Consider the following 14,488-nt stretch of genomic DNA (forward strand, 5'->3'; position numbering starts at 1 on the left):
TTTAAAAATTATACGCCAGCACTTTCAGGTGAGAAAAAACTGTCGGAATTCATTGTGCCGATGTTGTGCAAAACCACTGATAAACCTTTTGATGATGCGGAATGGGCATTTGAAATCAAATGGGATGGTTACCGGGCAATTGCAGATTTGAGAAATGATTCTGTTGGATTGTATTCCAGAAACGGACTGGATTTTTCTCAGAAATTCAAGAAAGTGGCGAATGCATTGAAACTTCAGGAGCACGAGATGATTCTGGATGGCGAAATTGTAGCGTACGATGACAAGGGAAAACCGAACTTCCAATGGCTTCAGAGAATTGGTGATAATCCTGATTTGGCCTTGATTTATCAGGTGTTCGATTTGCTTTGGCTTAACGGACATTCAACCGAGGAACTGACTTATCTTGAACGAAAAGAATTGCTGAAAGAAGCTTTGGTTCAAAACGACATTGTCCAATTCCACGACCACATTATCAAAGACGGAAAAGATTTTTATCAAGTCGCAAATGACCTTGGTTTGGAAGGCATTGTGGCGAAGAAAATCGACAGCACTTACAAAGAAGGTGTCCGAAGTTCGGAGTGGCTGAAGATTAAAATCAACCAAACCGATGAAGCAATTATCTGCGGATTTACGGAACCGAAAGGCTCTCGGAATAAATTTGGTTCCCTGATTCTCGGGAAATATTTGGACGGCGAAATGGTTTTTTGTGGTCACACGGGAACAGGTTTCAACGACAAAGCGCTTTCTGAACTTCATCAATTAATGAAACCTTTGATTGTCGAAAAATCGGTCTTCAAAATCACGCCGAAGACCAATGCGAAAGCGACTTGGATAAAACCGGAATTGGTTGCTGAAATCAAATTTACGGAAGTCACCAAAGATTTTATTTACCGTCATCCCGTTTTCCTGCGACTTCGCGACGATGTGAAACCGAAAGAGGTGGAATTCAATGCTGAAAACAAATCAAAAAACGAAATTGTGAAAAAAGCCGAACCAAAAACCAGAACTGCCAAAAACGAAATCACCAAAAAAATCGGAAAACAAGAGCTGAAACTAACGAATCAGAACAAAATCTATTTTCCCGATGATGACGTGAGCAAGGGCGATGTCATCGATTATTACCAAAGCATTTCGAAATATATTCTGCCACATCTCAAAGCGCGTCCGCAATCTATGAACCGTTTTCCGAACGGCATCAAAGGCTTGAGTTTTTACCAAAAAGATGCTTCCGAAGAAACGCCCAATTGGATTGAAATTGAAAAAGTTTTCTCGGAAAGCAGTGACAAATACATCAATTACATCATTTGCAATGACAAGGAAACTTTGGCTTATCTCAACAATCTCGGTTGCATTGAACTGAATGTCTGGACCAGCCGATTACCGAAAGCCGATTTCCCCGATTACTTGGTTTTGGACCTTGACCCATCAGACAAAAATACGTTTGAAGACGTCATAGAAACCACTTTGGCGGTGAAAGAAGTTTTGGATTTAGCAGGAATCAAAGCTGTTCCGAAGACTTCTGGGAGTTCGGGAATTCATATTTACATTCCGATGGGTGCGAAATATGATTACGACCAAGTCAAGGATTTTGGACATCTTTTGATGCAAATGGTTCAGCAAAAATTGCCGGATTTGACAACGCTTGAAAGAAGTCTTCAAAAACGGGATAAAAACAAAATCTATCTCGATTATCTTCAAAACCGCCGTGGACAGACGCTCGCGAGCGTTTACAGTCTGCGACCAAAAGAAGGTGCGACCGTATCGATGCCTTTGGAATGGGATGAGGTGAAAGTTGGTTTAAAGCCGACGGATTTCACGATTCACAATGCTTTGGAACGCTTGAAGGAGAAAGGCGACCTTTTCAAAACAGTCCTTGGAAAAGGTGTTGATATGTTGAAGGTGATCAAGAAGTTGGAAAAATGATTTCTGTCAAATCTTCATTTAATCACAGAAATTTGGACTGTCTTTCTGTGATTTCGTTATCGCATCAATATAATATCTACTTTGAAATCATGTCATATTCTTAATTGTTTATCTCCTAGATTGAAATAAAATCTTTATCCACTTATAATATTATCTTAAGTTGCTCCTAATCATCGGTTTGAATAATTATAAATTTAATTAAAGCTACTATTCTGTTGATTTTAGCTTAATAAATGATTAATCATTAGAATCCTGTAATAATATTAGCCTATTGTTATTTATTTTGTTATTCAAATTAATTATTTTACTTTTGTCGATGTAGTTATAAATATTTATTAATCAATTGTTTAAATTAAATATCAAGAAGCTTATCTATACTCACTTTTTAGATGATTTCTTGTTCAATTGATTAAGATATTTAGAAATCACGATGATGGAAAAAAAACAATTTTTAAGAGAATATCAATCAGATATTTTTCTCAATACGAGAAAAATGTGTGGTTTTTTGTTTTTTTTTCTCATTCACTTTTTGTCCGCCCATGTTGGTATTGAAACGGATAAAATAGTTAGTGACGGAGAAGCGACTTCTGTAAGAGATTCTGCCTCTATTGATCAACAAGATCAAACGCCTTCAAATGTTACGATCTACATAACGCCTGGAACCACGATGGTTACAGGAGGTGATACTAATTTTACAGTTGTAAGGACCAAAGCTCCTGTTACAAAACAAAAAGTAGAACACGCCAAACCTGTTGCAAAGAAAATACTTCTTGCCAAAAAAGAAAAGAAGCATGTAAAGGAAAAGGTCTTTGTCAATCGATATAAGTTCTCTGGTAAAATCCCTTCCGAGATCAATTTTACCACGTTTTCCAAATCCCGGTTGGCCATCTTCACGCCTTCCAACAACAAGATCGAAAACGCTGATGTCATATTGCAGTTTTTTGATTTTAATAAGATCACCATTGATATCACTTCAGGATCATTCTCGTATTCTGATTCTCTAATTTCAAATAATCAATTTGCATTACTCTTTGTAAGGCCACCGCCAGTGCTTGTATAAAACTTATCAATCAACACTTCTTCATGATTTACTTATGTAGCGGTGATGCTTTAATTAATAATTTTTATACAACTAAAAATGAAAAAAACTTTATCCAAATTTATAAAAGATAAATTTCAATTTGTCTGGTTGGTATCGGTATACGCCAATCTCAGAAACTGTATTTTAGAAATTATCAGAAAATCTGAAGCGGTTCCTGTTAACAGAAATAATAAGCTCAGTTCTTTGATTTCTACTTTGGCATTGGTGCTTGTAACATCAGGTATTTTGTCAGCTCAGACACCAACACTTATAGGTCAGTTTACCTATACGACCAAAGGTGCTGGAGCAGCTGGAGTTCCTGCTTTCTCTTACAATATTCCTGCGGGAAAAAACAGGGTAATGTATGTAAATGCTTATTTTGAGAGGGATCACGTTACACCTGGTTCAAATTATCCAGGTGCAAACGCTGATGCAACTCCACAGCTCAATATCGGCACAGCTATAAACACTCAAACTTCTCGCTATAATTATTTTGCCGCAACAAATAATGCTCCTACTACCGCTCATTTCAGTACATCACTATTTGTTTACAGAATATTAAATCAAGATTTACCCACAGGACTTACAAATTTTTCCTTTCCTACTATTGCAGGTAAGCCACCTTTGTCTGCAGGGGATGATGTTGTCATTAGTGTAGCTATATTTGAAAATGCGAGTCAGCAACCATCCCTCCCTTCCGGAAATGTCACTGATTTTCCTTCAGCTTCGACAACATTTACATCGCTAACAGCGGCAGCGCCTACAGGAACCGCAATACCTGTAGGTACAACTCAGGCCAATGTCGTGTATTATACCATAGGTGCAGTTTCTCAGGATGTTGCACTTAATAATACAGCTGGTTGGACGGATGTTCATTCCATCAATTCAACAAATAATTTAGGTCGAAACTTAGTTGGTTTAGAACAGACGACTACCTATATGCCCAATAATGAGGCGGATGGCATAGCGCTAAAGTCAATCTACCTCACAGGTGTTACAGGAAATCCAAGTGTTACTTTTTCCAGAAGTTCTAGTACTAAAATCTTAACTTTCTATGGGCGTATGAACGTGCTGCTTCCTTTAGCCCGACCAAGTGTTTCTGGAACAGTTTACCGGGATAATAATGGTGGAACTATTGATGGTGGAGGTACTGGTGGAGGCGTTTGGAATACAGCCAATACACTTTATGTGAATGCAGTCGATGTAAATGGGAATGTTATAGCAACATCTTTGGTTAGCAATACCGGTATTTTTAGCTTTCCTTCAGGAGGGAATCTAATTGAAAATGATGTTGTAAGATTTCAGTTAAGCAGAAATCAAGGTGTCGTTGGTCAGCCTGCACCAGTTAAAGAATTGCCAGACGGTTGGGGAACAGTTGGTGAAAGTACAGCTTCGGGAACAAGTGATGGAACACCAAACGGAGAATTCACCCTAACGATTGGAACCGCCAATAGTGCGAGTAATACAGTTAACAGATTTGGAGTGACTGCATGTACTGCAGGAAATACAGGACCATCGGTTTTTACATCTTTAGAAAATGCCTGCTCTCAGCCGACGGTCAATCTAAATAACGCTCATACAGGAACTGTACCGACCAATGCATTGTTGCTCTGGTTTACCACAAGCAACCGTGCTGCGGGAACTCAAGTTACAGGTACTGGCATCACTGCAGCTGGTGCCGGAACTTACTATGCTTTTTATTATTCAACTGCCGCAAATTGTTATACTCCTGCTTCAGCTCCCGTGATAGCAAGAATTGACACCTTGGACTCCGACAATGACGGCGTTTATAATAAATGTGATTTTGATGACGATAATGATGGTATCTTGGATTCTGCTGAGTGTGGCGGAGGTGCGATCTATAATTATACAGGATTTGGACTGAGAAGTGCTTCCACGGGAACAGATTTGTATGGCTTTACTGGTACAAATTATGCTCCTGTCTTGATAAGTGCAAGTATTCTGGGAACAGTTGGTGCTAATCACTTGGCAACTGATGCTTCTAGGAACAGGATTCTGTTTACTCCTGGAGGTACTCAGGGAGCAATATCTGCTTATCAATTTTCTACAAATACTGTGGTGACAGTAAGCACCTCTAACTTTCTTTCAACTTTAGATGCGTCCGGCGGTGGTGGTTCTATGTATAACGGAGATTATTACATTTATGATGATGATGGAACGAATCAAGGTTTGTTTAGAGTTATTTTTGATGCCACTGGAAACGCGTCTTCACTTAGTAAAGTAGCAAATCCTGTTGCGGGTTTTGATTTAGGTGATATGGCGATTAGCCGCTCAGGAATCGTTTATATTAATTCTGGTGGTCAAATCTACAGATTGGATCTGGCAGCTTTGAATCTTTCCGTAACTGCACCTGCTTCAGCATGGTCCTTGTTAGGTACTGCGTCACCAGCAGCTTCGTCTCAATTGTTCTTTGGAGCCAATGGTGATCTGATAGGTAGTAATAGCGGTAATTTAATACGCATTAATACCCATACAGGAGCTAATGAGGGAGCATTGACCACAAATCTCTCAGCATATACTTGGCTTGATATTTCCGAAGCACCAACACTGAGTTTCAATTGTGGAACGGATACAGATGTTGATGGGATTCCAAATAGTTTGGATCTAGATTCTGATGGTGATGGCTGTCCAGATGCAAGAGAAGGAGCGGGGGATTTTAATCCAACAACATCAGCTTCGGGACCTATCGCAACGCAAACGCCAAATACCAATTTTGGAACCGCGGTAGATATTACCACAGGTATTCCAACAGCTGTAGGTGCAGGACAAGGGGTTGGACAATCTCAGGATCTTTCAAGAAACGACTGTTTAGATTCTGATGGAGATACAATTCCTGATTGGCAGGATTTGGATGATGATAATGATGGTATTCCTGATACTTTAGAGTGTAATTCTATCGAAAAAATTACTTCAGGTACTTTTGATGGCTTTGGGACTAATGTTGTTCTTTCTTCAGTTCCAGGTTGGTCATTAAGTAGTGGAACTGTAACATCTCAAAATAATAATGCCATTGTGTTTAATTTAGAAAATACAACACAAACATTATCTCAGAATTTAACCAATATTAAATATCCTAACACTTCGCCGGTATTTAATATAAGAGTTCAGAATAGGGATAATCTATTCCTTAATAATACGGGTATCAATGTCTTAATTCAATATGCAGGCGTTACCTATGCGACATTGACCAGCATAAGTGGTGCTAGTGGTCCAGGTACAATTGTGGCAAGTAATGGTGCCACTGTAAATACGAATGTACTTAATAGTTTTAATAACGGAAGTGCAATAGGACCTTACACCGATTTGGCGTTGGCTCTACCTTATTCAGTGCCTGCAAGTGGAACCTTTGCATTAGTGTATTCATCTCCCAACAGCAATGGAAATGCAGATGATATTTTCTTTGAGAATATAAGTCTTCAAATCTGTGGAGATACGGATGGAGATGGTATCCCTAATAATTTAGACTTGGATTCTGACGGTGATGGCTGTCCAGATGCGAGAGAAGGAGCGGGAGATTTTAATCCAACAACATCAGCTTCTGGACCTATCGCAACACAAACGCCAAATACCAATTTTGGAACCGCAATAGATATTACCACAGGTATTCCAACAGCTGTGGCTACAGGTCAAGCAATCGGTCAGTCCCAAGATGCTTCTAGAAACGACTGTTTAGATTCTGATGGAGATACAATTCCTGACTGGCAGGATCTGGATGATGATAACGACGGCATCTTAGACTGTGTAGAAAATGGACTAGGTGCTGGCGCTACTGCAAGTACGGTCTTTGAACTTAATGGAACAGCAAACGCGATAAGCAGCAATGAAATACAATTGACTGCAGCAATTGGTAGTGAGGCCGGGCAAATGTGGTCTTATGGGAAAATTGATTTTTCTAAAAGTTTCACTCTTAATTATGAAGCTAATTTAGGGAACAACAATGCTACAGGAGCAGATGGTATTGCTGCTGTTTTTCACAATTCTCCACTGGGTGTTAATGCTTTAGGAAGTACTGGTGTTGGAATGGGTGCAAGGGGTATTGCGAACGGAATAGTTCTCGAGATAGATACTTTTGAAAATGCAGGCGAGGGTGTTGGTGACATCGCGAATGATCACGGTCAGATTTGGGTATCTAGCAATCAAGCCGGAGCTGGTTTATTGACTGCAGCTGCAGACCTTGGTGAGCTTGAAGATGGTACGTGGAAGGCAGTAGTGATCAACTGGAACTTCCAGACTAAAACACTATCTTACACGGTAGGTGGCATCAATGCGGGAACTTATACTTTCCCTGCATCAACTCCTATTACCAGCTATTTTGGTGGCGCTAGTAAAGTATATTTTGGGTACACGGCATCCACAGGTCTGTATTTTAATGATCAGAGAATACGTTTTGCTAATATTTGCAGTCTTCCAATCGATCTAGACAACGATGGTGATGGTATTCCAAATCGTCTGGATCTAGATTCTGATGGCGATGGATGTACAGATGCAATAGAAGGTGGAAATACAATCGCAGCTTCCAGCTTGGTGACGGTGACCGTTGGTCCGCTTGCGACTCAGACTCCAAATCAAAACCTTGGAAATACAGTGGGTAATACAGCAACTACACTTGGTGTTCCTACGATAGTGGCCACAGGACAAACTATTGGCAATTCCCAAGATGTAAGCAAAAATGACTGTCTTGATTCTGATGGCGATGGCATCCCTGATTGGCAAGATGTGGATGATGATAATGACGGGATTTTGGATACTGAAGAATGTAGCAATGCGGTCAGTATTATGTACACAAAATTACAATCGTATTACTCAGATGGAACAGGAGGTGCAAAGGGAATTGTTCCTTCAGATTTTGGTTTAGCATTGGGTGTTAAGAATCAAACAGTTACCAGAGATTTGAGTGCTAAGTTCGGCTATCCTGCAAATTCAGGAGCTTTGGTTATTACGCTGCAAAATGCTTCAGTTCATCCACTTACGAATTCCTTTTGGACAAAAGATGGCGAAGCACCTACCATTTGGACAGTAAGCGGAAAACTAAGTTCATTCGTATTGATGGCACAAAATCCACAATTTTATGGTCAAGATACCAAGACCATTCATATTTACGATGGTTCCACAGTGATTCCCTTTGCTTTGCCGTCCTTAGAAAATGAGGTCAATTCAGCAGAGTGGAGTGTCAGCGAAACAGCTACTGTAAAAACTTTAAGAAGTCTTAGAGCAGAGCAATCTACTTCAACAGTTCCAGGAGACTGGAGGTTTATCAATATGAATTTCGGAGACAAAAGATTCGGGTTCTCTACCACTACCAGATTTGCAGATCCTACTTATGAGGTCGTTTTGTATCTGGAGTGTGATTCTGACATGGACGGGATTCCAAACAGACTAGACTTAGATTCCGATGCCGACGGATGTTCCGATGCTTTGGAAGGTGGTGCTAATATTCTGGCAAATCAACTGTTAACTGCTGGAGGAACTGTAAACGGTGGAAGCACCAGTGTGAATCAGAATATATGTACCACGTGTATTAGTACAAGCGGAGCAAACATCGGATTACCACAGTTTGCCACATTGCCTACTGGCTACAGCAATACAACAGGACAAGCAGTTGGAGATTCGCAAAACGGAGCGATTACTGCTTGTTATTGTACACAACCACCTGCTGCGGGAACAGGAGAAATTACGAGAGTAGGAATCTCAGTTCAGCAGAAACAGACAAATTGGCCAGAGAATATCCCGAATGGTCACATCGTTCTGGAATCCAAAGAGAAAGGCCTTGTGATCACAAGAGTTGCGCACGTAAGTTTTGTACCGCAGGCTACAGATTCCATCGCTTCACCATTTGCGGGAATGTTGGTTTATGATATTCAGGATGCTTGTGTGAAACTTTTCAATGGCATCAACTGGAAATGTCTAGAGAGAAGTTGTAACACGGCTAGTAATTAATCTAAATAATTAAACAAATGAAAAACATAATATTCACAGCGGTTTTGAGCTTAATTATGACTAATGTCAACGCGCAGGTTGCAATTGGCAAAAGTACGATTACAAACGCCAGTGTCCTTTTGGAGTTTGATAATGCCACAACAAACAAAAAAGGTATTATCCTGTCTGGAGTCGAAAATGTAAATAACGCGATCACTACTGCGACTCCAGCGGTAAACAACGGCACTTTTCTTTTTGATAGAAGTGATGACCGCGTCAAAATGTATCAAAACCAGACTTGGGTCAACCTGAGCGACCCTGGCAGCGAAGCAAAAATCACCCCAAATACTTCTGATGAAATCGTCCCAAATCAGGGAACCATCATTGGTTCGGCCACGAGTGCCGCAAAAGGTGTTTTGGTCTTGGAAGCTGCCAACAAAGCAATGGTTTTGCCTTGGGTTGCGAATCCACATTTGAATGTGCTGAATCCTTACCCAGGAATGATGTGTTACGATACCACGAGCCGAAGTTTGGCTGTCTTTGACGGCACGGTTTGGAACTATTGGAAATAGAAGAGACGTATTTTTCTCTACATATTAATAAAAAAAGGAACTGCAGATTATTCTGTGGTTCCTTTTGTTTTAGTGATTTGAAGTTGTAAGTTATTGATAATTAGTAATTAATTTAAATTTTAACGAAACAAAAAGAGAGCGGTGCTTTATAAACCTATTTTATATATCTTTGCGCCAATCTGGTGAGCCGTAAAAAGCGCTTAATAGGGAATCCGGTGAAAATCCGGAGCAGACCCGCTGCTGTAAGCTTCACACAAAGGTTTTTGGAAATTATATCCACTGTCGCAAGATGGGAAGGATTTCAAAAATGAAGTAAGTCAGAAGACCTGCCAGAATGTTTTAATATTTGACGCTTTCGTGGAATAAAGCTTAGTCAACAATGATTTTGTGCAGCACAAACTGCGCCTTATCCTTGCTTTCTTACCTCCATTGGCGTCATCATTATTCGATATGAGCTAATGGTGACACGATTTACTTCCCGGTTTTTCAAAACTGTTGTTGCAATATTTGTAACAGCCTCATCTTTCTGTTTTTCCCAATCCAAAAAAGATTCTATCGAAACTGAGATTCTCAAAGTTGATGTTTACAAAAAGAATTTCAAAGAGATTTTACCGGCGCAAACACTTTCCGGAGAACAGTTGGAAAGACTCAATAGCCAATCGGTTGCCGATGCGCTGAGGTATTTTTCAGGCGTTCAAATCAAAGATTACGGTGGCATTGGCGGCCTTAAGACCATCAATATCCGAAGTATGGGAAGCCAGCACATTGGTGTTTTCTATGACGGAATCCAATTGGGAAATGCGCAAAATGGTGTCGTCGATTTAGGTAGATTCTCTTTGGATGATATCGAGGAAATCTCACTTTACAATGGGCAAAAATCTGAAATTTTCCAGCCAGCGAAGGATTTCGGTTCGTCAGGTTCGATTTATCTTCAGCCCAAAACACCAAGTTTTAAATTTAATAAAAAAACAAATCTCGTTCTGAGACTCAAGAACAGTTCCATCGATTTGTTCAATCCTTCTATCCGATTGGAACAGAAGATTTCGGATAAAATTTCAGCAAGTTTCAGTTCGGAGTTTCTGCAGAGTGACGGGATTTATAGATTTCGTTACCGCAAAAAATATCCCGATGGCGCTGTTGCTTACGACACAATTGCGAAGCGTTTCGATTCCGATATCCACGCCAAACGTTTCGAAACCAGCTTTCACGGAATCTTGAACAATGGAAGTTGGAATGTGCGTGGTTACGGCTATCTTTCTGACCGCGGCATTCCAGCAGCAATTGTCAATAATCGTTTTGATGGGCGCGGACAAAGGTTGGTCGACGAGAATTATTTCGTTCAGGCCAATTTGAGGAAGAAGTTGTTTCCGAAATTAGAAACGCAGTTCAAAGCCAAATTCGCTTACGATTTCACGCATTATATCGACACGGTTTCATCAATCAAAATCCAGAATCAGTACATCCAGAGAGAGATTTATTTGTCTTCATCTAATATTTATAATGTAACCCAGAACTGGGATGTCAGCGCCAGTTTTGACTTTCAGTACAACAATCTGGATGCGGATTTGGTCAACTTTTCTTATCCGACGCGCTACACTTCTTTGCTTGCTTTTGCCACAACTTACCAATGGAAAAAACTGAAATTCCTTGGAAGTATTTTGGGAACTTTCGTCCACGAAGATGTGGAGAAAAATGCCAAATCGCCAGACAAAACCGAGTGGACGCCCGCCGCTTTTGTCAGTTATCAGCCTTTTGATTCTAATGATTTTACGGTCAGAGCTTTCTACAAACGGATTTTCAGGATGCCGACTTTCAACGATTTGTATTATACGATGATTGGAAACGCTTTCCTGAAGCCGGAATTTACCAATCAGTACAATCTTGGATTCACGTACCAGAAGTCTTTTAATAATCAGTTTTTTCAAAGTTTCTATGCGAAGGTAGATGGCTACTTTAACAAAGTTGAAAACAAAATCATCGCTGCACCAACCGGAAATATGTTTCGCTGGATGATGCTGAATCTCGGCGAAGTGGAAATCATCGGAACCGATGTCAATGTTCAAGCTGATTTGCTCGTCGGCAATGTCAAACTGAAACCATTGTTGAGTTACACGTTCCAAAGAGCCAGAGATTTTTCCGACAGAAACGAAACTTATTTTGGTGACCAAATCCCTTACACGCCGTGGCATTCCGGAACTTTTTCCCTGATGTCAGATTACAAGGATTGGAGTTTCAATTACAGTTTTATGTACGTCGGCGAGCGTTACGACGGTCAGCAGAACAACATCCAATACAATTACATCCAGCCTTGGTACACACACGATTTATCAATACAAAAAAAAATGAATTGGAAAAATCACCAGTTCAAAGCAAGTTTCGAGGTCAATAATATCTTCAATCAATACTACGATGTCGTGCTGAATTACCCAATGCCAGGCCGGAATTTCAAACTCATTTTAAGCTTTACATTATGAAAAAAATAAACTTTTTTCTGCTCACTCTACTCTGCCTGATGTCTTGCCGAACAGATGAAATAATCGTTCGCCCGGAAGTGGAGGAAGGTCTTGCGACACCGGAAAATACGGCTATCAAAGGATTTTATCTTCTGAACGAAGGCAATATGGGAAGCAACAAAGCCACCTTGGATTTCTTCGATTACACAACCGGAACTTACCACCGGAATATCTACGCGGACATCAATCCGGATGTGGTGAAGGAACTTGGAGACGTCGGGAATGACATCAAAATCTACGGCAGCAAAATGTACGCGGTCATCAACGTATCCAACAAAATCGAAGTTCTGGAGGCAAAAACGGCCAGACGAATCAAAACCATCAACCTCGAAAATTGCAGATATGTGACATTCAAAGATGGGAAAGTTTACGCTTCGAGCTACGCTGGACCTGTCGTTCTAAATCCCAACGCACCACTCGGAAAAGTCGCTGAAATTGACACGATTTCGCTTTCTATAAAACGGGAAGTTGTCGTCGGTTACCAGCCGGAAGAAATGCAAATCATCGGAAACAATCTTTACGTCGCCAACTCCGGCGGGTACCGTTTCCCGAATTACGACAGAACCGTTTCAGTCGTTGATTTGAGTACTTTCACCGAAACCAAGAAAATCGATGTGGCAATAAATCTTCATCACATTGCGAAGGACGACGACGGCGATTTGTACGTCAGTTCCAGAGGCGATTATTACAACGTTCCGTCCAGTTTATTTTTGGTAGATGCAGTAACGGGAACAGTCAAAAAAGACTTCAAAATTGCGGTCAGCGAAATGACGATTGTGAACGGTAAACTCTATTATTACGGCAATGAGTTCAACTACAACACGCACGCCTACACCAAATCTTTCGGCATCATCGATGTGAAAACGGAGCAAATCATCTCCAACAAAATCATCGACCAGGAATATGTGGACGCCATCAAAACGCCTTACGGAATCGCCGTGAACCCAATCACAGAAGATATTTATATGACCGATGCGCGGAATTACGTTTCCACCGGATTCGTCTATTGCTTCGATAAAAACGGAAAATTCAAATGGAAAACAGAAGGCGGCAACATCCCGGCGCACTTTGTTTTTCTTTATAAATAATGGTTATGAATAATTGTTTGGGCAGCTATTTCCGCCTTCCACTCCCAATCTTTTTTGCAGACGTTTTCAGTTTAGTTGAACCCGATGACCACGCAAAAAAGGATTTCCTTTCAAGTCGGGCTGCAGATTTCAACATAAAACCAACAGTCAACATAAAAACACAATCAATCTGAATAAAATTAAATCAATAAAAATGAAACATAAATTTATAAAATTCACATTACTTTCAGTCATTGCAACTGCAATCATTGCCTGTAAAAACGATGATGATGAAAGTACATTTAATCTGGCCGAATCTTACTCAATTGACCGTTTCAAAGTTCTGAATATTCCAACCAACATCTCAGGAACCTTTACTTGGAGTGTCAATGATTCTATTATTTCAGAAAATTCAGCTTTGGATTTCATCAGTCCATTCGCCAAAACCTATCCACTGACTTTGAAGGTGGAAACGAACGGAACAACGACGACCTACACTTCAAAAATTATTGTCAACAAAGAAACTTCAGCTTACAGCAAATACATTTCAAACGTCTTCGATTTTCGTCCAGCCGTTGGTCAATTCATAAATGAAATTCCGGAATACGTGGCTGGAAATACGACTGAAAATATGATTCAGAAAGCGAAACAATCTTTGGTCGGTTCCAATTCCTCGATGATTACGTTGGGCGGATTTGGCGGTTATGTCACTTTCGGATTCGACCACACAATTCCAAATATGAATGGTCGGGATTTTAAAATCTTAGGAAATGCTTTTTGGGGCGATTTGTCTCAAGACGAACGTGCTGGCTCTTGTGAACCCGGAATCATAATGGTCGCCTACGACAAAAATAAAAACGGAAAACCCGATGAAGACGAGTGGTACGAAATTGCAGGCAGTGAGTATTTCAAGAATACAACCGTCAAAAATTACAACATCAATTACTTCAAACCCAACGAATCCAAACCGCCAGTTGCAGGAAACGAATATTGGGAAAACGACGTGGAATATATCAAATGGACAGATAATCTGGGAAATACTGGTTATAAAACTAAAAATGTTTTCCATATCCAAAGCTACTATCCATTGTGGATTACGGATGCTTCTTACCAATTTACAGGAACCAAATTGGCCAACAATTACTACGACCAAAGTGGAACGGGAACTTATTGGGTCGGGAAATCTTACGCCTTCGGATACGCCGACAATGCACCAAATACCGATGAAGCCTCCAACATCGATATCTCTTGGGCAGTCGACAAGAACGGCAATTACGTCAAACTTCCCGGAATCGATTTCGTGAAAGTTTATACGGGAATCAATCAGGAAGCGGGTTGGCTGGGTGAAGTTTCGACGGAAGTGGCTGGCGCTTACGACTTACATTTAAAATAATC

The 14,488-nt window shown here is 40.4% G+C and carries 7 protein-coding genes and 1 riboswitch; all 7 genes read left to right on the top strand.

Annotation, left to right across the window (positions count from 1 at the left end):
* Nucleotides 1–60 precede the first annotated feature (60 nt).
* A complete protein-coding gene (gene ligD / locus BMW39_RS04585; protein WP_034979716.1) occupies nt 61–1,923 on the top strand; it encodes a DNA ligase D in 1,863 nt (620 codons plus the stop codon).
* A gap of 433 nt (nt 1,924–2,356) precedes the next feature.
* Complete coding sequence (locus tag BMW39_RS04590) at nt 2,357–2,983, top strand: hypothetical protein (RefSeq protein WP_034979711.1); 627 nt, start codon at nt 2,357–2,359, stop codon at nt 2,981–2,983.
* Nucleotides 2,984–3,061: 78 nt separating this feature from the next.
* Nucleotides 3,062–8,962 carry a lectin-like domain-containing protein gene (locus tag BMW39_RS04595; protein WP_034979707.1) on the top strand — a complete coding sequence of 1,967 codons (5,901 nt, stop codon included), beginning with the start codon at nt 3,062–3,064 and terminating at the stop codon, nt 8,960–8,962.
* Between the two features lie 17 nt (nt 8,963–8,979).
* On the top strand, nt 8,980–9,513 hold the full coding sequence (locus BMW39_RS04600; protein ID WP_034979704.1) for a hypothetical protein: 534 nt from the start codon (nt 8,980–8,982) through the stop codon (nt 9,511–9,513).
* A gap of 163 nt (nt 9,514–9,676) precedes the next feature.
* A riboswitch (cobalamin riboswitch) is annotated at nt 9,677–9,861 on the top strand.
* 110 nt (nt 9,862–9,971) lie between these two features.
* On the top strand, nt 9,972–11,987 hold the full coding sequence (locus BMW39_RS04605; protein ID WP_034979701.1) for a TonB-dependent receptor: 2,016 nt from the start codon (nt 9,972–9,974) through the stop codon (nt 11,985–11,987).
* Entirely contained in the window at nt 11,984–13,114 is a 1,131-nt protein-coding gene (locus BMW39_RS04610; protein WP_034979697.1) for a YncE family protein, read from the top strand. Before BMW39_RS04605 ends, BMW39_RS04610 begins: the two co-directional genes overlap by 4 nt.
* Before the next feature lie 193 nt (nt 13,115–13,307).
* Nucleotides 13,308–14,486, top strand: a complete 1,179-nt coding sequence (locus BMW39_RS04615) for a hypothetical protein (protein WP_034979695.1) — start codon at nt 13,308–13,310, stop codon at nt 14,484–14,486.
* The last annotated feature ends 2 nt before the right edge of the window (nt 14,487–14,488 follow it).

This window comes from Epilithonimonas lactis (assembly GCF_900110605.1).
GTDB lineage: Bacteria > Bacteroidota > Bacteroidia > Flavobacteriales > Weeksellaceae > Epilithonimonas > Epilithonimonas lactis.